The following is a 21,925-nucleotide window of genomic DNA, read 5'->3' on the forward strand; positions in this document are numbered from 1 at the left end:
GGCCCTGAACGGGCATTGTCCTCAAACGCCGGACGGGCTGAGTGGTTCAGCCGGCGCTAGCGGCCCGCCTCCTTCGACACCAGGGCCACCGCCTCGTCCACGTCGTCCGTGACGTGGAACAGCAGGAGGTCGGTCTCCGCCGCCTTGCCCTGGGCGATCAGTGTGTTCTTCAGCCAGTCGATCAGGCCGCCCCAGTACTCGCTGCCGAACAGGACGATCGGGAAGCGGGTGACCTTCTGGGTCTGGACCAGGGTGAGGGCCTCGAAGAGTTCGTCGAGGGTGCCGAGGCCGCCGGGCAGGACCACGAAGCCCTGGGCGTACTTGACGAACATCATCTTGCGGACGAAGAAGTACCGGAAGTTGAGGCCGATGTCGACGTACGGGTTGAGCCCCTGCTCGAACGGCAGCTCGATACCGAGGCCGACCGAGACGCCGCCCGCCTCGCAGGCGCCCTTGTTCGCCGCCTCCATGGCGCCGGGCCCACCGCCCGTGATCACCGCGAACCCGGCCTCGACCAGCCCTCGGCCGAGGCGTACTCCGGCGTCGTACTCGGGAGAGTCGGCCGGTGTGCGCGCCGAACCGAACACGCTGATCGCCGCCGGGAGTTCGGCGAGTGTACCGAAGCCCTCGATGAACTCCGACTGGATACGCAGGACGCGCCAGGGGTCCGTGTGGACCCAGTCCGAGGGGCCGCCCGCGTCCAGCAACCGCTGGTCGGTCGTGCTCGCCGTCACCTGGCCCCGCCTGCGCAGGACCGGTCCCAGGCGCTGCTCCGACGGTGGCTGCTTCTTCCCCTCGGGGTTACCGGTAGCCATGTGCGCTCCCTCCACTGCGGGGCCTGCGGGTCTTGCAGGTCGTTCCACCTCAGCGTAGATCCACCAGGGTTACGGACGGGGTACATGTGCATGACCGCCATGAAGCGCCACCCTCAAGCTCCATCCCGGACTCCATCCCGGCCCCCTCCCAAGTGGCACCCCCAGGTGCATTCCAAACGGCGCCCGTCACCCGCGCACTACTGCGTGAGCCACGCCCGCAGCCGCTCCTCCCCCGCCAGCACCTTCGCCGTCTCCACCCTTTCGTCCCGCTTGTGCGCCAAGTGCGGATTGCCGGGACCGTAGTTCACCGCCGGGATACCCAGGGAGGAGAAGCGGGAGACGTCCGTCCAGCCGTACTTGGGGCGTGCAACGCCTCCGACCGCCTTCATGAACGCCGCTGCCGCCGGGTGGGAGAGCCCGGGCAGCGCGCCGCCGCTGTGGTCCTCGACCACGAACTCCTCGACGCCGCAGTCGGCGAAGACCTCGCGGACGTGCGCGACGGCCTCCTCCTCCGTGCGGTCGGGTGCGTAGCGGAAGTTGACGGTGACGACGCACTCGTCCGGGATGACATTGCCGGCCACGCCGCCCGAGATACCGACCGCGTTCAGGCCCTCCCGGTACTCCAGGCCGTCGATCACCGGGTAGCGGGGTTCGTACGAGGCCAGGCGGGCCAGGATCGGGGCCGCCGCGTGGATCGCGTTCGAGCCCATCCAGCCGCGCGCGGAGTGGGCGCGCTCACCCTTGGTCCTGAGCAGGACGCGGAGCGTGCCCTGGCAGCCGCCCTCCACCTCGCCGTCCGAGGGCTCCAGCAGCACCGCGAAGTCGCCCTCCAGCCACTCGGGGCGGTGCTCGGCGATGTGCTTGAGGCCGTTGAGGTCGGCGGCCACCTCTTCGTTGTCGTAGAAGACGAAGGTCAGGTCGCGGTTGGGGGCCGGGACGGTCTCCGCGATGCGGAGCTGGACCGCGACGCCCGACTTCATGTCGCAGGTGCCGCAGCCCCACAGGACACCGTCCTCGTCCAGCCGCGACGGGACGTTGTCCGCGATCGGCACGGTGTCGATGTGACCGGCGAGGATCACCCGCTCCGCCCGGCCCAGGTTCGTCCGCGCCAGGACGTTGTTGCCGTACCGCTCGACGGTCAGGTGCGGCAGGGCCCGCAGAGCTGTCTCGATGGCGTCCGCGAGGGGCTGTTCCGTACCACTCTCGGAGGGGAAGTCCACGAGCCGGGCGGTGAGCTTCGCGGCGTCCAGCGTGAGGTCAAGGGAGGTGTCAGCCATGGCGTCGACCCTAACCCGCCGGAGGGTCACCTCACTTTTCCCACCGATTTTCAACTGCGCCCATACCCCTCAGTAACCTCAGCTACCTTGTAGGGCGTGCCAGAGCCGTCACCCTCTCCGAAACGTCGTGGCCGCCTCCTGCGTCGCGGGGCGGCCTTCCTGGTCCTGCTCGCCGTCGCGGGGTATCTCACGGTGCAGTACGTCACCGGAGGACCGGGAAAACCGGGCTGCGCGGTCATCTCGGGCAAGGGCGACGGCGCCCGGTACGAGTTCACGCCGGAGCAGGCGGTGAACGCGGCGACGATCGCCGCCGTGGGCACCGGCCGCAAGCTGCCCGAGCGGGCCGTGACGATCGCACTGGCCACCGCACTGCAGGAGTCGGGACTGCGCAACATCGGCCATGGCGACCGCGACTCGCTGGGCCTCTTCCAGCAGCGGCCGTCGCAGGGCTGGGGCACGGAGAAGGAGATCCAGGACCCGATCTACGCGTCCGGCATCTTCTACGAGCACCTGGTCAAGGTCCGCGGCTACACCGAGCTGCCGCTCACCGTCGCCGCCCAGCGCGTCCAGCGCAGCGGCTTCCCGGAGGCGTACGCCAAGCACGAGCCGGACGCGACACTGCTCGCCGCCGCCCTCACCGGACGCTCCGCCGCGACGCTGACCTGCGAAGGGCTCCCCGGCACCAGCTCGGCGGGCGGCACGGACTCGGTACGGGCCGCTCTCGTACGGGACTTCGGGCAGGACGCGCTGCAGTCGGCCGCCGCCGAAGTGGGCACCGCGAAGCGCACGCCCACGCCCGCTCCCACCGTGATCGAGAGCGACGGGCGCACCGTCGTGCTGCCCGTGGCGGGCGAGCGGGGTTCCGTCGCCCGCGAGCGCGGGTGGCAGCTCGCCCACTGGGCCGTGGCCAACGCGTCCGATCTGCACATCCAGCGGGTGTCGTACGCCGGACGGGACTGGACCGCCGGGAACACCGACAGCCGGTGGCGGGCGAGCGCGGCGCCGGGTGCGCCGGAGGCGGAGAGCGGCGAGAGCGTCGGGCCGGACGCGGTCCGTATCGTCACCACTCACTAGTTCGGGGACTCACCTCCGCGGGTTACCCGAGGCGTCGGCCGGGGACCGTGTGGGCAGGATTTGGCGCGACCGCCCACGAATCCGTCAAAACCCTTGAGAGCAAAGGGCTGTAAGGATTCGGCAGGGTTTCCGGCGCGGCTCGTTTTGACCGTTTTTATCCGCAGGCGATAATGCGACGCATTGCCAACTCTTTACGTTGGCGCGCCGCAACCTTCGGGGGCTTCGAGCGGTAGTCACTGCGTCCGAGCCCGGAGATCAACAGCCAGTCGGTCAACTGCCGGGCGTGGTCGGACACTTCATCGTTCTCATCCGACTTACCCGTCGAAGGAGCATCATGTCCCTCCCCCTGACCCGCCGGATCGCCCGTGCCGCGCTGCTCGTCGCTGCCGGAGCGGCTGCCGGGGTCGGTGCGGCCGGCTCCGCCAGCGCGGCCCCCGAACTGCCCGACGCCTCGAAGGTCGGCGGGCTGACCGCCGTGGACAGCGCGAGTGTCGTCGACGGCGCGACGCAGAACGCCACCGGCATCGCGGGTGGCGCCGTGGACACCGCGGTCGACAAGGCGCTGCCGACCGCGACGAAGGCCGGTGGCAACGTGACCAAGACCGGTGGCAAGGCCGCGAAGAAGGCGGTGCCGACCGCGGCCAAGACCGGCAGCAAGGTCGCGAAGAAGGCGACGCCCGCGGCGCAGGAGACCGCGGGTGGCGTGGCCGGCACGGTCGGCACCGTCCTCGGCGACGCGACCGGAGCGGCCGCCCAGAACACGCCGAAGACCGGGTCGCTGCCGGTCCAGGCCCTGCCGATCGGCTGATCGGCTGATCGCTCGGGTTGAACCGACGGCGGGGTCCAGGAAGCTTCCTGGACCCCGCCGTCGTGTGCGTCTAGAGGGCGAGCCGCTCGACCGCCGCCCGCACCCGCTCGTCCGTCGCCGTCAGCGCCACGCGGACGAACCGCTCGCCCGCCTCGCCGTAGAAGTCGCCCGGCGCCACCAGGATGCCGCGCTCCGCGAGGTGGGCGACGGTGTCCCAGCAGGACTCCTCGCGCGTGGCCCACAGGTAGAGGCTGGCCTCGCTGTGCTCGATGCGGAAGCCGTGGCCGAGCAGCGCCTCGCGCAGCAGGGTGCGGCGGGCCGTGTAGCGGGCGCGCTGCTCCTGGACGTGGAGGTCGTCGCCGAGCGCGGCCACCACGGCCGCCTGCGTGGGCGCCGACGTCATCATGCCGCCGTGCTTGCGGATCTCCAGGAGAGGCGCCAGGACGGCCGGGTCGCCCGCCAGGAAGGCCGCGCGGTAGCCGGCGAGGTTGGACCGCTTGGAGAGCGAGTGGACGGCCACGATGCCCTCGTAGGACCCGCCGTTGACATCCGGGTGCAGCACCGAGACCGGGTCCGCCTCCCAGCCCAGTTCCAGGTAGCACTCGTCGGAGAAGAGCAGGACGCCGTGCTCACGGGCCCAGGCGACGATCCTCGTCAGCTCGTCCTTCGACAGCACCTTGCCCGTCGGGTTCGACGGCGAGTTCAGCCAGAGGAGCTTCAGGCCCTCCGGGTCCAGCTCCGTGGGGTCGTCGTACGCCTCGTAGTCGGCGCGGGCCAGGCGCGCGCCCACCTCGTAGGTGGGGTACGCCAGCCGCGGGTAGGCGACCCGGTCGCCGGGGCCGAGGCCCAGCTGGGTGGGGAGCCAGGCGACCAGTTCCTTGGAGCCGACGATCGGCAGGACGTGGCGGTGGGTGACCTCGCGGGCGCCCAGGCGGCGCTCGACCCAGCCGGTGATCGCGTCGCGCAGCGCCGGGGTGCCCCAGACCGTCGGATAGCCCGGGGAGTCCGCCGCGTCGATCAGCGCCTTCTGGATCAGTTCGGGGACCGGGTCGACCGGTGTGCCGACGGAGAGGTCGACGATGCCGTCCGGGTGCGCGGCGGCCGTCTTCTTGTACGGCTCCAGCTTGTCCCAGGGGAAGGTCGGAAGGCGGTCGGAGACTGCGGACACGGGATCTCGCTCACTTTCTGGTACTGCCGGATACGACGACGCCTCGGTCCCGTACGGCGATCAAGGCGATCAGGCCGTACAGGACCGAGGCGGCACGCTCTGCGGGTCGCCGGGTGCGGACTACTCGGCCTGGGGCGGCAGCGCGGCGATGAACGGGTGGTCCCGCTCGATCAGGCCCAGCTTGCTGGCGCCACCGGGGGAGCCGAGCTCGTCGAAGAACTCGACGTTCGCCTTGTAGTAGTCCTTCCACTCCTCCGGAGTGTCGTCCTCGTAGAAGATCGCCTCGACCGGGCACACCGGCTCACAGGCTCCGCAGTCGACGCATTCGTCCGGGTGGATGTACAAGGACCGGGAGCCCTCGTAGATGCAGTCGACCGGGCACTCCTCGATGCACGCCTTGTCCTTGACGTCGACACAAGGCTGCGCGATGACGTAGGTCACGCTGTCGTTCCTCCTCGATAGGGCGCTGGCGGGCCTCCACAGGCTCCGCCGCCTGGCGCGCGGGAGCGCGGCGTCGTCGATGCCCGCCCCTAGTATCTCCGTTCTTGGGCATGATCCGAACAGGAGGGGTGAACTGACCTGTGGAAATCTCTGCGACGGGGCGCCTTGAGGTCCGTATCACCGCTGCTGACGTGGGTAAACGAGTCTCCGTACGCCGCCTGAACGATCCTGCGGCTCCGGGTGAGAAATTCACCGACACGGTGGGTGTTCTCGCATCATGGGACGAGGGTGTGCTGCTGATCACACGGAAGAGCGGCGAGACCGTCCATATCCCGGAAGCGTCGCTGGTCGCGGGCAAGGTGGTGCCCGGCGCCCCGGCCCGGCGCCGGGGGCCCGCCGCCTCGTACGAGGAACTCGCGCGGGTCTCCACGCGCGCGTGGCGGCCGGTGGAGAGCGAGCGGCTCGGCGAGTGGGAGCTGCGGGCCGCCTCCGGCTTCACCCGCCGGGCCAACAGCGCGCTGCCGCTCGGCGACCCCGGGCTGCCGCTGCCGGCCGCGCTCGACGCCGTACGGCGCTGGTACGGCGACCGTGGGCTCCCCGCGTACGTCCAGACCGCGACCGGGGCCGAGGGCACGCAGGAGCTGCTCTGCGCGGAGCTGGAGCGGCTGGGGTGGGTGCGGGAGGTGTCCGCCGAGATGTGGATCGGGGCGCTGGCGCCGGTCGCGGACCGGGACGAGGGCGCCGGGGTGGTGCTGTCCCGGGAGGCGGACGAGGCTTGGCTTGGGCGGTATCAGCGCAAGGGGGTGAGCGAGGTGGCCCTGAAGGTGCTGGCGAGCGGGCCGTCGGTGTGGTTCGCGACGGTCCCCGGTGCGGCCGGCGGTGCGCCCGCCGCGATCGGGCGGTGTGTCGTGGACGGCCGGTGGGCCGGGTTCGCCGCCGTGGAGGTCGACCCCGCGCTACGGCGGCAGGGGCTGGCCACCCGGGTGATGGCCGCGCTGGCCCGGCAGGCCCTCGACGAGGGGGCGTCGGCGGCGTGGCTGCAGGTCGAGACGGAGAACGCGGGGGCCCGGGGGCTGTACGCCGGGATGGGGTTCGCCGCGCATCACGCTTACCACCACTATCGATCAGCTTGAGCAGCGGTACCGATCGCCGTGAAAGGGCACGACCCAGCTATGCGCCCCCTGTACCCCCCACCACCCGAACGTTCCGCCGAGCTACGGCGGCGGTTCGCCGAAGAGGCACGGTCCGAGCGGCCCGATCTGTCCCTGCTGTGTCTGCTGGTCGGGGCCGAGGCGGACGGAGCGCTGGACGAGACGCGCATGGACGCGGCACAGGTCGAGCTGGACGCGCTGGCGGGGCAACTGCCGTTCCGGCCCGGCGGGCCGCGGGCCTGGGCGGTCGCGCTGCGGGAGCTGCTCGGGGAGCGGTACGGGTTTCGCGGCTCCGCCGCGGACTATCAGCGGCTGGAGTCGTCGTTGCTGCACGAGGTGCTTCGGCGGCGGCGTGGGTTGCCGATTCTGCTGTCGGTGGTGTGGATGGAGGTCGCCCGGCGGGCGGGGGCGCCTGTGTACGGTGTCGCGCTCCCCGGGCATTTCGTGGTGGGGTTCGGGCCGACCGATGAGCAGGTGCTCGCCGATCCTTACGACGGGGGTCGGGTGCTGACCGGGGGCGATGCGGAGTTGCTGGTGGCCGGGGCCACGGGGGCACCGCTGCATCCGTCGATGCTGGCGCCGGCCGATCCGCTGGATGTGGTGCTGCGGATTCTGAACAACATCCGGGCGTGGGCCGCGACCCGGCCCGAGCGGACGGATGTGGCTCTGTGGGCGGTGGAGTTGTCGTTGTTGCTGCCGTCGCATCCGGCTCGGTTGCGGTTCGAGCGGGCGCAGTTGCTTGTTCAGCGGGGGGACTTCGTCGATGGGGCCGTGGAGTTGGAGGAGTACGCGGAGTTGATCAGTGCGGTGGATGAAGGGGCGGCGGAGCGGGTGCGGGGGGAGGCTCGGGCGGCTCGGGCGTTGCTCAACTGAGGTCGCCGGTTCGCCATGGGTGGTTCGGCTGTCTGGCGACTGCGGGGGGCGTTGTGGCTTGTCGCGCAGTTCCCCGCGCCCCTTTCGGGGCGCTGTACAACCCGGCGATTACAACCAGCCCTTCTCCCTCGCGATTCTCGCCGCCTCCGCCCTGTTTCGTACCGCCAGTTTCTGGATTGCCGTCGAGAGGTAATTTCGGACCGTTCCCTGGGACAGGTGCAGGGCCGCTGCCAGTTCGGCGTTGGTGGAGCCGTCCTCCGCCGCTCGGAGGACCTCTCGTTCGCGGTCGGTCAAGGGGTTGGCGCCGTCTGCCAGGGCCGCTGCCGCCAGGGTGGGGTCGATGACTCGCTCGCCCGCCAGTACCTTGCGGACCGCCTCGGCCAGTTGGGCCGCGGGGGCGTCCTTGACCAGGAAGGCGTCGGCGCCCGCCTCCATCGCGCTGCGGAGGTAGCCGGGGCGGCCGAAGGTCGTGAGGATGACCAGCTTCACGGCCGGGAGTTCCCGGTGCAGGAGGGCCGCCGCCTCGATGCCGGTCGCGCCCGGCATCTCGATGTCCAGGAGGGCCACGTCCACGTCGTGCTCACGGGCCGCCGCCAGGACCTCGTCGCCGCGGGCCGCCTGGGCGACGACCTCGATGTCGTCCTCCAGGCCGAGCAGGGCGGCCAGCGCCTCACGGACCATCGACTGGTCCTCGGCCAGGAGGACCTTGATCGTCGTGCTCATGCCGGGAATCCTACGTCCGCCGAGGCCGCGGCCGAGGGTGCGGCTGTCGGCACGGCCGGGACGCGGGCGGTCAGGCGGAAGCCGTGCCTGGTGCCGCCCGCCTCCATGGATCCGCCCGCCTTCGCCAGACGTTCCGTCAGGCCCGTCAGACCGCTGCCGGGGCCGCGGCCCTGGTCGCCGGAGCCGTCGTCCTCGACGGAGAGTTCGAGGACGGGGCCGCCGAGGGTCTGGCGGCGCAGGAGTTCCACCGTGCAGCGCCGGGCGCCACTGTGCCGTACGACGTTGGTGACCGCCTCGCGCAACGACCAGGCGAGGGCGGACTCGCTCTCCTCGGGGACGCCGTCGAGGTCGGGTTCGGCGGGCAGCTCGGCCGTTACTCCGGCCGCTGTCAGGGCGACCTGGACGCCCGCCAGTTCGGCGGCGAGGCGGGGGCGCCGGTAGCCGGTGACGGCCTCGCGGACGTCGACCAGGGCCTGGCGGCTGACCTGTTCGATGTCGGCGACCTGCTGGGCGGCCTTGTCGGGGTGGGCCGGGAGCATACGGCCCGCGAGCTCGCTCTTCAGGGTGATGAGCGAGAGGGAGTGGCCGAGCAGGTCATGCAGGTCGCGGGCGAGACGCAGACGCTCCTCGTTGGCGGCGAGCTGGGCGACGGTGGCCCTGGCCCGGCGCAACTCGATCGTCGTACGGACCAGTTGGCCGACGCCGGTCATGGCGAATCCGATGAGCAGCACCAGGAGTGCCAGGCTCTGCGCTTCCTCCCGGTCGACCCGGCTGCCGACGAGCAGCATCAGGCCGGTCGTCGCCGGGATCGCGCCGTATGCCAGTCGCAGCGGGAGGGTGGCCCCGCAGGCGACGGAGACGTAGCAGTAGAGGCCCAGCCAGTGGCCGCCGAGGGTGAGGCACAGCAGGGTGGCCAGCGCGCCGAGGAGCAGGATGAGGCCGACGACGAGCCGTCCGGTGAACGGCTTGCCCATGTTCCGGAAGACCAGCGACAGATACACCCCGACGAAGGCCGCGAGGCCCAGCCAGCCGCCCACGGTGCCGGCGGTGGTGTGACTTCCGGAGAGCAGGTCCTTGACCGGCGAGCTGAGGAACACGAGCCAGACGCCGATCCACAGCACCTTGCGGCGCAGCTCAGCGCGGTTGCGAGGAGGCTGTCCCACACGCATCTGCCGATCCGCCCATGGCCCGTCCGAGCGCAGGTCTTCCCACATCTTGCTCACGCCTTCAGCGTGTCCTTCCGGTACAGCCAGGCCGCGCCGCCGGTGAACAGGGCGAAGAAGACGGCGAGGACGGCGATGTCCTTGGCATGCGGGGCCTGGCTCTGTTCGATCGCCTGCCCCACGGCAGCGTACGCGTGGGTGGGCACCCACTTGGCGATCTCCTGCAACCAGGACGGGAAGGTCGTGGTCGGCATCCACAGGCCGCCGAGGATGGACAGCCCGAAGTAGGTGATCATCGTGATCGGGCGGACCGCGTCCCCGCTCGCGAGGTAGCCGAGGGCCACGCCGAGCGCGGCGAAGACCAGGCTGCCGGCCCAGATCGCGCCGGTGAGGGCGAGCCACTGCCAGGCGTCCAGGCGTACGCCCTTCACGATCGCGGCGACGGCGAAGACGATCACGATCGAGGGCAGGCTGACCACGGCCGACCCGGCCGTCTTCGCGAGGACGTAGCCGCGCCCCGGCAGGGTCGTCAGCCGCAACTGCCGTACCCAGCCGCCCTCGCGCTCCTTGGCGATGCGCTCGCTGTTGCCCATCAGGACTGCGGTGAGGGCGCCGAAGGAGGCCATGGAGACCATCATGTACGTCGGGAGGGTCAGGCCCGTCCCGTCGATCCTGGTGGTGCTGTCGGCGCTGCCCGCTATGAGCAGGAACAGCAGCGACGGGTAGAGCACCGAGAAGAACAGGAATTTGCGGTTGCGCAGGGCGCGGGTGAGCTCCAGCTTGATCAGGCTGTTCATCGGGTGCGGGCCTCCTCGGCCTCGGTGATGGCCACGAACGCCTGCTCAAGGCCGAGCCCGGCGACTTCGAGGTTGCGGGGGTAGACGCCGCTGCCGTAGAGGGCGTGGACGGTGGCGTCGGCGTCGGAGGACTGGATGCGTACGGTGCCGCCCGTCACGTCGAGACGGGTCAGGAAGGGCAGTGCCCGCAGCACGGTCTCGTCGATGTCCGTGTCCTTCAGCTCGAAGGAGATGCGCCGCGCCCCCGCCTTCGCCTTGATCTCGGCCGCCGTGCCGTCGGCCAGCAGCCGGCCCCGGTGCAGGACGAGCACTCGGTCGGCTATGGCGTCGGCCTCCTCCAGGTAGTGCGTGGCGAACAGCACGGTCCGCCCCTGGTCGGCCTGTTCGCGCATGGTGGCCCAGAAGGCCTGGCGGGTGGTGACGTCCATGCCGGTGGTCGGCTCGTCCAGGACGATCAGGTCGCTGTCGCCGGCGGTCGCGAGGGCGAAGCGGACACGCTGGGCCTGGCCGCCGGAGAGCTTGTCGACCTTGCGGTCGGCGATCTGCGCGATGCCCGCGCGGCTCAGTACGTCGGAGACCTTGTACGGCCTCGGGTGCAGATCGCAGGCGAGCCGCACCAGTTCGGCGACGGTGACCTCGTCCATCAGCCCGCCGCTCTGCAGCATGGCGCCCACCCGCCCGGCGACGATGGCCTCGCGCGGGCCGGTGCCGAAGATCCGCACCGTGCCGCTGTCGGGCTGCTTGAGGCCGAGCAGCAGGTCGAGCGTGGTCGACTTGCCGGCCCCGTTCGGGCCCAGCAGGGCCACGGTCTCCCCCGGGTTCAGCGCGAGTGTCAGCCCGTCGACGGCCCGTACGCTCCCGTAGCTCTTGCTCACCCGGTCGAATCCGACCGCCTCGCTCGCCGTGTTCACGGCTGTCGTTGTCATGTGCTCCAGAGTGGCCGCCGGGGCCCGGTGCCCGGCAGTGTCGGCGGTCCTGACTGCCGGATGACAGATGTCATACGCCGGGTCCTCCCCTACGACGAGAGGGGGCACCCGGCGTGTGCCGGGTGCCCCCTCGTCCGAGCGGCCTGCGCTAGCTCGGGTTGGTGTCGATGGTGACGGTGCGCTCCGCCGCCGACTTGCCGCGCAGCGCCTTGCGCAGGGCGGAGGCGACATCCTGGGGCAGGACGTCACGCTTGCCGCTCGCGCCGTTGATCTGCACGCCGTCGAAGGTGGCGCCGTACGCCGCCTTGAGCGCCGTGAGGTCGTAGGTGTCCACGAGCTTGCCGTCGACGGCCTTGACGCCGAGGATCTTCGGCAGGGACAGGGCGCCGAACGGGATGCTGTGCGCGGCGTCCGTCTGCACCGTGACCTTGTTGGCCATCGCCGGCTGGGCGAACTCCTTCATGAACCGGTCGACCTCGGCGTTCGTCACCGTCGGCTGCCGGGTGGTCGTCGCGACCTTCACCGGGGTGGACGTCCCCGACTCCACCTGGGTGCGGTACGCCTCCTCGACCGCGGTGGTCGACCCGGCGACGTCGATGCCCTTGCCGGCCTTGCCGTACACGGCGACCGCCTTGCCGGACTTGAAGGAGACCGTGCCCTCGGTCACCGAGCCGGAGCCGCCGGAGGCCTCCTCCAGGGCGGCGTGCAGCTTCTCCTCGTCGGTGGGCATGACCGGGTCGACGACGCGCTGGTTGCCGAAGAGCGCGCCGATGACGGAGACCGGGTTGTAGTCGCTGGTCGCGGCCTTGCTGACGGTCTGCTGCATGTCGAACTGGAGCCCGGCCTTGTCCGGCGCCAGGCTGACGGTCTTGCCGTCCACCGACAGCTTCAGCGGCTTGTCGACCTGCTCGTCGAAGGCGTCGTTGAGCTTCTTGACCGCTTCGTCCCGGGTGCCGCCGCCGATGTCGACGCCGAGCACGGTGGTGCCCTTGGGCACGTCGGAGTGGGCCATCAGCAGGCCGGCGCCGTAGACGCCACCGGCGAGGACGATCACTCCGCCGCCGACCAGCGCCAGCTTGTTGCGGCCCTTCTTCTTGGGCGCGCGGGCGGCCGGGGCGTCCGAGGTGTCCGGTTCGGGCAGCTTCGGGGGTGTGTGCGGCACCGGTGCGTCGGTGGCGCCCGGGCCGAAGGGGCCGTTCTGGGCGCCGGGCGGGACGACGGGGATGCCGCTGGTGACGGTGTGACCGGAGACGTTGTCGGCGACGCCGCCGTAGTGCGGGGTGCCGGGCTCGGGGGCCGGTTTCTGCGGGGTGAGGATGGCGGTGTCGTCGCTCATGCCGCCGCCGGGGCCACGGCCCGGGGCGTGCGGGGAGCCGCCGGGGCCTGCCGGGCCCGCGGGTCCGCCGGGGCCCGCGGAGATGCCGGAGCCGCCCAGGCCGGCGGGTCCGGGAGGACCACCCGGGCCGCCGGGACCCGCGGGACCGCCGGGACCTGCGGGACCGCCCAGGCCGCTGCCCGGACCGCCGGGTCGGCTGCTCGGGCCCGCGGAGATGCCGGAACCAGGGCCGCTCGGCCCACCAGGACCGGCGGAGATGCCGGAGCCGACCGAACCACCCGGTCCACCCGGACCGCTCGGCCCACCGGGACGACCGGGGCCACCCGGGCCTCCGGGACCGCGCGGCCCGCCGCCCCCGGCCGGCGGCATCGACGGGCCGTCGCCGGTGACCGGACCGGCCGTCGGGCCCGCCGGGCCCTGCGGGCCGCCCTGGCCGCCGAAGTCGCCCGGGCCACCGAAGTCACCGGAGCCGTCGAAGCCGTTCGGGGCGTTGAAGTCGTTCGGGCCGTTGAAGTCGGCGGACGGGTCGAAGCCCGGGGCGCCGTAGCCGCCCTGGCCGTTCGGGCCGCCGTTGCCGTTCTCCGAGAAGTACGGCAGGTCGTCGCGGCGTGCCTCGCCGCCGGGGCGGGAGCCGTTGCCGTTGCCCAGGCCGCTCGCGGCCAGTGCCTCGGTCACGTCGAAGGAACCGGTGCCGCCGCCGTGCCCGGGGGCCACGGGGCCGCCGGTCGCGCCGCCGGGGAGTCCCGCACCCTGCGTGCCGCCGGGGCGTGATCCGCCCGGCGCGCCCATCGAGCCGACGACACCGCCGGGCCGTCCCGCACCGGGACGCGCACCGCCGGGCGTACCGGCACCGGCACCCGGACCGGCGGGCGGGGCGCCCGCGCTCGGGCCGCCGGGGCCGCTCGGGCCCGAACCGCCGGGCAGTCCGGCCCCGTTGGTGGCCGCTCCGCCCTGACCGCCCTTGGGCCCCGAGGACTTGCGGGGCGCGAACCAGTCGCTCGTCTTCTCCCCCGGCTGCGCCCCGGGCTCGGCCGGGGGCTCGACGGTGCCCATGGAGGTGGACGTGGGAGCGGACGGCGCCGGCGGCTCGGTGTCCGCGCTGCCGCCGGAGGACTCGGCCTCGGCGACGGGCTTGCGCACGACGACCGGCGGAATGGGCCGCGATCCGGGGATGTTGATCCGGATCCGGGTCGTCAGCGTGGTCTCGGTCTTGCGTTCCTCCGGCTGCGAGGCCGAACGGCCCGCGTCCGCACTGCCGTCGGAAGCCATGGGGGTCCCGTACGGCGGCGTGCCCGAGGGGTATGCGGCTCCGCCGCGCCCGTTGGGCCCGGAGGACGGAGTGTCAGTTTCACGACTCAAGGCAGGTTCTCCCGGTTGGCTCCACCGCCCGATTCGACCTCATTGCTGTGTTCGACCTCATTAGCTGTGGGCGGCTCGGCGGCGCGCACCACCATACTGGCCACGTCTGGCCCGCATCCCACGACCGCCTGGGAAACCCACACGGGACTCGCACGAGTACGTCGTGGAGAAGTGGTACGTCACTTGCCAAGTCGGACGCCGTCGCCGTCCGGTTGCCGCACCGGGGCGAGGGTGGCGCAGATCACAGCCACAGCCATGCCGCCGAGCAGGAAGAGATAGGAAGCGGTCCCTGTGCCGAAGACGAAGTCGCCCTCCGGGCGGCTGGCGGTGAGCAGGATGACGGCGATCATCCAGCCGCCGGCGGGTGCGACGGCCCCGGCCCGGCTGCCCGTCGCCCTGGCGCCGCCGAGACAGAGCCCGGCCTCGCCCGCGAGCGCGAGCAGCAGGCCGCCCGGGAACCACGCGGGCTGCACCAGCGCCCCGGCCACCCCGACGACGGCGCCGAGCACGAAGAGCCCGATACAGGCGAGGACCCGCGGGCCGGAGGGCCGCTTCAGCGGCTGGGCGAGCATCGAGCTCATGACGCCTCCCCGGCGACGACGTCGGCGGCGACACCGGCGAACAGATCGGACTCCTGCTGCCCGGCGATCGGCTCTCCGCTCACCAACTCGTAGTACTCGGTGGTGAAGAGGGGTTGCGCGAGTTCGTTGGAGAGCGCGAAGTATCGCTCGCCGGGAGCGACCTCGATCTGTGTGGCGTGGGCGCGCATCGCGGCGGCCTTGGCGGCGGCGTGGGCGGTGCCGTCGATCACGGTGGTGATGCGCTCGTCGTCCACCACGCCCGGTACGTCGTCGACGGAGGCGGACTTGTCGAAGGGCAGTCCGGGCAGATCGGCCTGAAGCCGGGCGAATGCCTCGTCGGCGACGGTGCGCGGGACGCGGTTCCAGTAGATCCTGGGGATCCGCCAGCCCGCCTCGTCGGCCAGCTCGGCCGCGCGCGTGGCGATGCGGTGGGCCTGGATGTGATCGGGGTGGCCGTATCCGCCGTCGGGGTCATAGGTGACGAGGACCTGGGGGCGTACCTCCAGGATCACCTCGACGAGCGCCCGGGCCGCGTCGTCGACGTCCGCCCGCCAGAGACTGGCCGGGTCGTCGTTGTCGGCGAGGCCCATCATCCCCGAGTCCTCGTAGCGGCCCGGTGCGCCGAGGAGACGGAAGTCCTCGACGCCGAGCTCGCGCATCGCGGCGGTGAGCTCGGCCAGGCGGTGTTCGCCGAGGTCGGTGCCGGTCAGGTGCTGGAGCTCGGGGGGAATGACCTCGCCGTGCTCACCGAGGGTGCAGGTGACCAGGGTCACCCGGGCACCCTCGGCCGCGTACTTGGCCATGGTCGCGCCGTTGTTGATCGACTCGTCGTCCGGATGCGCGTGTACGAGCAGCAGACGCCGGGCGGGCAGTTCCGTCATGGGACCACCCTACGAGGCGCCGCTGACAGCGCCGCGCGGCGCGGCTCAGAACTTGATGCTGCCGATCATGCCCGCGATGTTCGTCGTCAGCTCACTGATGGTGGGGGCGACGGTCGAGGACGCCAGGTAGAACCCGAGCAGCATGCAGACGACCGCATGGGCCGCCTTCAGCCCTGACTTCTTGATCAGCAGGAAGACGATGATCGCCAGTAGCACAACCGCCGAAATCGAGAGTGCCACGGCGGCTCACCTCCAAGAATCCCAAGCGCGGGGGGAACGGACTATGGGGGCAGATAAATCCATGCATCAGCCAGCAGGTTCATACCCACTATGCGGTTGTGATCATAACTATCCGTACGTGCGCATCGATCGGCGCACAGCCGCACAAGGGGGCGCACTGGCCAATATGGTCGGGGCATGACGACCGAGCCTGTCTCCTTCCCACGCCGGCACGCCCGCACTCAGCGGTTCACGCTCGGAGCGCCGCGCGCGTTCACGGTGGCGCCCGACGGCAGCCGTGTCGTGTTCCTGCGCTCGTCCTCGGGTACGGACCCGGCGAATTCGCTCTGGGTGCTCGACACGGCGGACGGCAAGGAGCGCGTGGCGGCCGACCCGCGCGCCCTGCTGGGCGGCACCTCGGAGGACCTCTCGCCCGAGGAGCGGGCCCGGCGCGAGCGCATCCGTGAGGCCGGGGCCGGCATCGTCGCCCACGCCACCGACAGCGCCGTCGAGTTGGCGTCTTTTGCCTTGTCAGGGCGGCTCTTCACGGCGGAGCTCCGGGCCGGGACGGCACGTGAACTCCCGGTCCCGGGACCAGTGATCGACCCGCGTCCGTCCCCCGACGGGCGGCACATCGCGTACGTCGCGCAGGGCGCCCTGCGGGTGGTGGGCGCCGAGGGCGAGGGCGACCGTGCGCTCGCCGAGCCGGAGTCGGACGGGGTCACCTATGGATTGGCCGAGTTCGTCGCGGCCGAGGAGATGGGGCGCTATCGGGGCTTTTGGTGGGGCCCTGAGTCGGACCGGTTGCTCGTGGCGCGCGCGGACGACACGCCGGTGCGCCGGTGGTGGATCTCCGATCCGGCGCGTCCGGAGGCCGAACCGCAGCGCGTGGCGTATCCGGCGGCGGGGACCGGGAACGCGGAGGTGCGGCTGTTCGTGATCGGCCTGGACGGGGTCCGTACGGAGGTCGCGTGGGACCGCGCCAGGTACCCCTATCTGGCGCGAGTGCACTGGTCAGCGGCGGGTGCGCCGCTGCTGCTCGTCCAGGCGCGGGATCAGCGCAGCCAGTTGTTCCTGGCCGTGGACCCGGCGACGGGGGCGACGCGGATGGTGCACGCCGACGAAGATCCACAATGGCTGGAACTGTTCGTCGGCGTCCCCTGCTGGAGCCCCTCCGGGCAGCTGGTGCGCATCGCGGACGAGGGCGGGGCGCGGGTGCTGGCGGTGGGCGAACGCCCGCTGACCGGACCGCAGTTGCATGTGCGCACGGTGCTGGACGTCTCCGACGACGACGTACTGGTCTCGGCGTCGGCGGGTGCGGCCGCGGCCGAGCCCGAGATCGGCGAAGTGCATGTGTACCGGGTGAACGAGCTCGGCGTGGAGCGTGTGTCGCAGCGGCCCGGTGTGCACTCGGCGGTCCGCGCCGGGGGTGTGACGGTGCTCGTGTCCTACGCGCTCGACCGGCCCGGGGCCGAGGTCCAGGTCCTGCGCGACGGAAAGCTGATGGCGTCCGTCCGTTCCCATGCCGAAGATCCCGGTCTGACCCCGCGCGTGACCCTCACCGAGGGGGGCGCACGCCGCATCCCGTGCGCCGTGGTTATGCCTCGGGACTACGCCGGTGACACCCCGCTCCCGGTTTTGCTGGATCCCTACGGGGGACCGCACGGCGCCCGGGTGGTCGCCGCGCACAACGCCCACCTCACCCCGCAGTGGTTCGCCGACCAGGGCTTCGCGGTGGTCGTCGCGGACGGGCGCGGTACGCCGGGACGCTCCCCCGCCTGGGAGAAGGCGGTCCACGGGGACTTCACCGTCTCACTCGACGACCAGATCGACGCGCTCCAGGACCTCGCGAAGTCCCACCCCCTGGATCTCTCCCGGGTGGCCATCCGCGGCTGGTCGTACGGGGGGTGGCTGGCCGGGCTCGCGGTGCTGCGCCGCCCGGACGTCTTCCGCGCGGGCATCGCGGGCGCACCGGTGGCCGACTGGCGGCTGTACGACACGCACTACACGGAGCGGTACCTGGGCGACCCCGCCGAGCAGCCGGAGTCGTACGCGAAGAGTTCCCTCGTCACCGACGACGGGCTCTCCTCCCCCGCCGAGCCGCACCGGCCGCTGATGATCGTGCACGGCCTGGCCGACGACAACGTGGTGGTCGCCCACGCCCTGCGCCTGTCCTCCGCCCTGCTCGCCGCCGGCCGGCCGCACGAGGTGCTGCCGCTGTCCGGGGTGACCCATATGACCCCGCAGGAGCAGGTCGCGGAGAATCTGCTGCTGCTCCAGGTGGACTTCCTGAAGCGGTCACTGGGACTGAACTGACGGCACGGCCGGGTCAGTTGCCCTGCAGGGGGGGCCGGGCCGCTGGGCCCGGCCCCCCTGGGGGTGGTGCGTCAGTTGCCCTGGAGCGTGTGTTCCAGGGCGTCGGCGTACAGTCGGGCACCCGCGGGCTTGGGGTGGAACGACTGCATCGACGGCGCCGGCCCGTCCGCGTCCGCCTCGGAGCGGCCGGTCATGACGATGCCGTGCACCGTCTCGGGATCACCGCAGATCGCCTTGCCCGCGAACTCGTCGCGCGGGTCGGAGAAGGCCGTGTAGGAGCCCGCGTCGGTCGCCGCGCCCTTCATCTCGTCGGCGAGGTCGTTCGCGACCTTGGTGATGAACTGGCCCTCGACCCCGTCCAGGGCCGGCAGGCAGGAGCCGTCCTTCTCCAGCAGACGCGGATAGCCCATGAGGACGATCTTGGCGTTCTGCGCCTTGGTGTGGATGGCCCGCAGCATGTTCGCGATCCGCGGCCGGACCGCGTCGTGCAGCCACTTGGGCGCCCACTCGTCCAGACGGGCGGTCTCCCCGCTGGTCTCCTTGCCGTTGTCCGGGTCAATGTTGGGAATCGACGCCGCCTGGCAGTTGACGAGCGAGGGCACCGGAATGTCCACGCACTTCTTGATCACGTCGGCGAAACGGGCGTCGTTGCCGCCGATGCTGATCGTCACCAGGCTGGTGTTCTGGTCGAGGTAGCCCGCGTCGATCTGCGGGACCTCGCCCTGGCCGCCGGTCATCACGTTGTACGTGCGGGCGCCGGAGCAGGCGACGAAGTGGTAGTCCATGTTGTTGTCGCGGGCGTCGGACATCGCCCCGACGGACTTGGAGTTGCCGGGCAGGGTCGCCTGGCGGGACCAGGCGATCTTGGACCGGTGGCACTTCGAGGTCGTGTTGACCTCGACCTTGCCCTCGTCGTGGGCCTTCTCGTTGACCTTGTCCCGGAAGTCGGTCTCCCGGTAGTAGTCCTTGCCGCCCGGCTCGGTGGCACCCTCGCCGGAGGAGTAGGAGTCACCCATGGCGACCACGAAGTTCTTCGGCTTGCCCGGCAGCGGCTGGAAGGCCACGGAGTCCCAGGCGATGTCCTCCTCGCCGCGGCCGTCGGCGGTGTCCGTGTCCAGCGACACGGTCGGGGTCCCGGTGAAGTTGAAGACGCCGAGGTCGACCCACTTGTTCTCACCGACCCGCTGCGGGTGCACCCGGACGGGGCTCTTGGAGTCGGTGCCGCCGACGCGGTAGGCGGCCTGCCGGGTGTGGGCACCGTGGTCCGGCATGTGCGTGAACACCCGCATCCAGCCCCGCTTGGTGCTGTTCAGGGTCCAGGTGCCCTTGGTGTACATCCGGATGCCGTTGGCGTCCCCGGTCTTGGAGCGGGTGTGGGTGAACCAGAAGTGGTTGCCGTTGCCCGCGCCGATCTGGTGCAGGTCCACCCGGCCGTTGGGCTGCCCGAAGGTCAGCTCGAACTTGCCCTGGGAGGACACGCCCGCACACCGGTTGGAGGAGCCCGCCGGGATGGTTCCGTTGGGCAGGTCGTCGACGATCATCGAGCCGGCCGGCAGACCGGTGTTGCAGCGCGGCGGGTAGGAGTCCGCGTCGGGCTGCTCGGGGTAGGTGTCGTCGAACCGGTGGATCGGATTGCCGCACTGGGCGCGGGTGTTGCAGTCCTTCCACTTGGCCGCCTTGTTCCACCAGCACTTCAGGTACAGCGGGTTGTGCTCGTCCGGGTCACCGGGCAGCTTGCAGGCGCCCTTGCCGGTGGTGTTGCTGTCGGTGTCGGTGATCTTGCTCCGGTCGCAGTCGTTGCTCTCGTCGCAGAACAGGCCGACCGGCGGCTTGGCCAGCGTGCGGTCCATGGTGGTGTTCCACCAGGCCTGCTTGTATCCGGCCTGGAAGTCACCGGGCTTGAACATCGCGGAGATCGGACGGGCGGCCCAGCCGATCACCTTCTCCTCGTACGGCCAGTCCTGCGGGTTCGCCGCGTGCCAGTAGGCGTCCCCGCCGTCTGCGGTCTCCAGGAACGGGGTGCGGTTCGCCTTCCACAGCGGGTTGGCGGGGTTGTTCGTCCAGCCGAGGCCCCACTTGCCGTTCTCCGGCTTCGACTTGGGGTGGTAGCCGGTGTTGTACGTCCAGAGCGCGGCGAACCAGTTCTCGATGTACTTCGGCTTGCCGTCGTTGATGACGATCCCGTCGGCGCGGGTCTGGTTCCACTTCTCGATCAGGATGTTGACACCGGCGGCGATGTTCGCCGCGTAGTCCAGTGCCACCGCTTCCTGCTGCGTGGGCGACAGAGCGGTCTCGCCGGGCTTCTCCTTGCCCTTCATCCGCATGCCGTCGGTCACCTGGGTGACGCCGTAACCGCAGTCGGCCTCGCCCCACTCGATGAAGAACGGGTCGGACTGGTCGCCGTCCGCGGCGTAGGGCACGCCGTAGAAGTTGCCGATCAGCGGGTTGCCGGTGACGCCGGGGACCGTGGTCCGGGCGGCCTGCCACATGTTGGACTCCTGCGCCGTGATGCCGAGCATCACCGTCGCCGGGATGTGCCAGTCCTCACCGGAGCCGCCGCTCAGCGTCCTGAGGGGGAACAGCGACTGCGGCGCGTACGCGGCCATGCCGGTGTTCTTCCAGTTCGCGAGGCGCGAGGCGCCCTTGTTGAGCTTGCCCACGACGGCCTGGTCGACGGCCCACTCGATCTGCCGCGGCGTCGGCTGGAAGGCCTGCTTCTTCGGGTCGTTGCGCGGCACGGAGCAGGCCCGGTCCACGTCCACGGTGGCGGCCCGCGACGCACCCCGCTTGGCGCCGAACGTGATGGCGGGCGTGAGGTCGTTGCCCTTGCTCAGCCGCGCCGGGGTGCCGAGCGTCGCGGCGCCGGCGCTGGTGTCGACGACCGTGGTCCGGCCGGTGTCCAGCGCTTTGATGTCGGTGCGCAGCAGACGCGGGGAGTCGGCCTCGGCCTGGGTGATGCGGGAGGTCTTGCCGTCCGCCCAGCGCGCGGTGACGGCGGCCTGTCCGCGGCTGGAGATGCGCGCGTCCTTGGCGAGTCCGCCGGGGTTGTGCAGGAGGCTCCCGGCCCGGGAGGTGGTCGTCGCCTTGCCGGTGACGTACACCTCGCCCGCCGGGGTGGCGGTGAGGTCGAACGCGGCCAGCCGGCCCGACGCGAGGGCCGCGGGGCGGGTCTTCGCCTTCGGGGTGCCGAGCTGCGCGGCGGTGACGCGGTTGACGGTGGCCCGCTCGCCGGCGGTGGCACGCAGCCTGCCGTTCGCGGGTTCGCGGTCGATGAAGGTGACACCGCCGTCGGCGTCGGCCTTGAGCTGGAACGGGGTGGTCTTCGTCTGCGCCACCACGCTCACCTTGGAGCCGGCGACGCGCACGATGTGGCTGCCGGCCGCCGCCACGATGCCCCGCTTGGTGGGGATCGCGGAGGTGATCTGCCCGTTCACGGTCTGCCGGGCGCGCACCTCGCCGGTGCGGGCGTCGACGGTGATGAGCCGGGTCCGGTCCTTCGTGGCCGTGTCGTCCGTCAGCGCGGTGAAGACCGCCTGCTCACCGGTGCCGCAGCCGGGCGAGAAGTAGCCCAGCGTCGCGGTGAAGGGCAGCTTGCGCACCTCGCCGTTGGAGAGGTCGACGAGCGCGGTGAACGCGCCGCGTGTCATCAGCTCGGGCTTGTTGGTGAAGGCGCGCGGCGCGTAGGCCACCGCCGCGTACTTCCCGGACTCGGTGAGACAGGCGTTGCCGATCCAGGTGTCGGTGTCGAAGCCGGGCTCGGAGAGGGAGGCGGCGGTCTTCCAGGCGTAGCCGTTCTTCTCGTCCGCGACCAGCAGATGGAATCCGGTGCCGTCACCGATGGTGGTGAACGCCCGGTCCTTGCTGGAGCGGTAGTCCTTGCCGAGGACGCCCTCCCGCTGCTTGGCGGGGATCGCGCCCGGTTGCTGGTGGGCGGCCCCCCCGGGCCGTGGCCACCACCCCGCCTGGCGCCGCCGGCGGGGGCGGGCCCGGGCCCGCACGGGGGGGGGGGGTGGGGGT

General features: G+C 71.5%; 18 protein-coding genes. 5 read left to right on the forward strand and 13 right to left on the reverse strand.

Annotation, left to right across the window (positions count from 1 at the left end; genetic code table 11):
* Positions 1 to 56 precede the first annotated feature (56 nt).
* Both ACFWYS_RS21635 and dapE read right to left on the reverse strand, forming a co-directional pair.
* Positions 57 to 815, reverse strand: a complete 759-nt coding sequence (locus ACFWYS_RS21635) for a TIGR00730 family Rossman fold protein (protein ID WP_272124286.1) — start codon at positions 813 to 815, stop codon at positions 57 to 59.
* A 197-nt stretch (positions 816 to 1,012) separates the two neighbouring features.
* Positions 1,013 to 2,092, reverse strand: coding sequence for a succinyl-diaminopimelate desuccinylase (gene dapE, locus ACFWYS_RS21640; RefSeq protein ID WP_384771226.1), 1,080 nt, complete (start codon positions 2,090 to 2,092; stop codon positions 1,013 to 1,015).
* Positions 2,093 to 2,188: 96 nt separating this feature from the next.
* On the opposite strand from dapE, the gene ACFWYS_RS21645 reads away from it, so the two are divergent.
* Together ACFWYS_RS21645 and ACFWYS_RS21650 are read left to right on the forward strand one after the other, a co-directional pair.
* On the forward strand, positions 2,189 to 3,166 hold the full coding sequence (locus ACFWYS_RS21645; RefSeq protein ID WP_384771229.1) for a heavy metal transporter: 978 nt from the start codon (positions 2,189 to 2,191) through the stop codon (positions 3,164 to 3,166).
* Between the two features lie 334 nt (positions 3,167 to 3,500).
* Complete coding sequence (locus tag ACFWYS_RS21650) at positions 3,501 to 3,974, forward strand: ATP-binding protein (protein ID WP_384771232.1); 474 nt, start codon at positions 3,501 to 3,503, stop codon at positions 3,972 to 3,974.
* Positions 3,975 to 4,044: 70 nt separating this feature from the next.
* On the opposite strand, the gene ACFWYS_RS21655 is transcribed toward ACFWYS_RS21650, so the two are convergent.
* Together ACFWYS_RS21655 and fdxA are read right to left on the reverse strand one after the other, a co-directional pair.
* Entirely contained in the window at positions 4,045 to 5,142 is a 1,098-nt protein-coding gene (locus ACFWYS_RS21655; protein WP_384771235.1) for a bifunctional succinyldiaminopimelate transaminase/glutamate-prephenate aminotransferase, read from the reverse strand.
* 120 nt (positions 5,143 to 5,262) lie between these two features.
* Entirely contained in the window at positions 5,263 to 5,583 is a 321-nt protein-coding gene (gene fdxA, locus ACFWYS_RS21660) for a ferredoxin (RefSeq protein ID WP_030961637.1), read from the reverse strand.
* A 140-nt stretch (positions 5,584 to 5,723) separates the two neighbouring features.
* On the opposite strand from fdxA, the gene ACFWYS_RS21665 reads away from it, so the two are divergent.
* Positions 5,724 to 6,716, forward strand: coding sequence for a GNAT family N-acetyltransferase (locus ACFWYS_RS21665; protein WP_384771238.1), 993 nt, complete (start codon positions 5,724 to 5,726; stop codon positions 6,714 to 6,716).
* Positions 6,717 to 6,755: 39 nt separating this feature from the next.
* Positions 6,756 to 7,607 (forward strand): tetratricopeptide repeat protein, encoded by an 852-nt coding sequence (locus ACFWYS_RS21670; RefSeq protein WP_384771241.1) that lies wholly within the window; start codon positions 6,756 to 6,758, stop codon positions 7,605 to 7,607.
* A 108-nt stretch (positions 7,608 to 7,715) separates the two neighbouring features.
* Here ACFWYS_RS21670 and ACFWYS_RS21675 read toward each other — a convergent pair whose 3' ends face one another.
* From ACFWYS_RS21675 to ACFWYS_RS21710, 8 genes are all read right to left on the reverse strand, one after another.
* Positions 7,716 to 8,330, reverse strand: coding sequence for a response regulator transcription factor (locus tag ACFWYS_RS21675; RefSeq protein WP_384771244.1), 615 nt, complete (start codon positions 8,328 to 8,330; stop codon positions 7,716 to 7,718).
* Complete coding sequence (locus ACFWYS_RS21680) at positions 8,327 to 9,544, reverse strand: sensor histidine kinase (RefSeq protein ID WP_384771665.1); 1,218 nt, start codon at positions 9,542 to 9,544, stop codon at positions 8,327 to 8,329. The genes ACFWYS_RS21675 and ACFWYS_RS21680 overlap by 4 nt, the downstream gene beginning before the upstream one ends.
* Positions 9,545 to 9,549: 5 nt before the next feature.
* A complete protein-coding gene (locus tag ACFWYS_RS21685) occupies positions 9,550 to 10,290 on the reverse strand; it encodes an ABC transporter permease (protein WP_384771246.1) in 741 nt (246 codons plus the stop codon).
* Positions 10,287 to 11,216 (reverse strand): ABC transporter ATP-binding protein, encoded by a 930-nt coding sequence (locus ACFWYS_RS21690; RefSeq protein WP_384771248.1) that lies wholly within the window; start codon positions 11,214 to 11,216, stop codon positions 10,287 to 10,289. Before ACFWYS_RS21690 ends, ACFWYS_RS21685 begins: the two co-directional genes overlap by 4 nt.
* A 148-nt stretch (positions 11,217 to 11,364) precedes the next feature.
* Complete coding sequence (locus ACFWYS_RS21695) at positions 11,365 to 13,821, reverse strand: hypothetical protein (RefSeq protein ID WP_384771251.1); 2,457 nt, start codon at positions 13,819 to 13,821, stop codon at positions 11,365 to 11,367.
* Between the two features lie 269 nt (positions 13,822 to 14,090).
* Complete coding sequence (locus tag ACFWYS_RS21700; RefSeq protein ID WP_384771254.1) at positions 14,091 to 14,492, reverse strand: DUF6113 family protein; 402 nt, start codon at positions 14,490 to 14,492, stop codon at positions 14,091 to 14,093.
* The gene (mshB, locus tag ACFWYS_RS21705) at positions 14,489 to 15,373 is read right to left on the reverse strand and encodes an N-acetyl-1-D-myo-inositol-2-amino-2-deoxy-alpha-D-glucopyranoside deacetylase (protein ID WP_384771257.1); all 885 of its coding nucleotides are present in this window, start codon (positions 15,371 to 15,373) and stop codon (positions 14,489 to 14,491) included. Before mshB ends, ACFWYS_RS21700 begins: the two co-directional genes overlap by 4 nt.
* A gap of 45 nt (positions 15,374 to 15,418) precedes the next feature.
* A complete protein-coding gene (locus tag ACFWYS_RS21710; RefSeq protein ID WP_272124299.1) occupies positions 15,419 to 15,613 on the reverse strand; it encodes a hypothetical protein in 195 nt (64 codons plus the stop codon).
* Positions 15,614 to 15,790: 177 nt separating this feature from the next.
* Here ACFWYS_RS21710 and ACFWYS_RS21715 point away from each other — a divergent pair, with 177 nt between their 5' ends.
* Positions 15,791 to 17,908: a prolyl oligopeptidase family serine peptidase gene (locus ACFWYS_RS21715; RefSeq protein ID WP_384771260.1), complete on the forward strand. Its 2,118-nt coding sequence runs from the start codon at positions 15,791 to 15,793 to the stop codon at positions 17,906 to 17,908.
* Between the two features lie 71 nt (positions 17,909 to 17,979).
* Here the strand turns inward: ACFWYS_RS21715 and ACFWYS_RS21720 are convergent, their stop codons facing one another.
* Complete coding sequence (locus tag ACFWYS_RS21720) at positions 17,980 to 21,906, reverse strand: NocE (RefSeq protein WP_384771263.1); 3,927 nt, start codon at positions 21,904 to 21,906, stop codon at positions 17,980 to 17,982.
* Positions 21,907 to 21,925: the final 19 nt, after the last annotated feature.

The sequence above is a fragment of the Streptomyces sp. NPDC059010 genome (assembly GCF_042740355.1).
Lineage (GTDB): Bacteria > Actinomycetota > Actinomycetes > Streptomycetales > Streptomycetaceae > Streptomyces.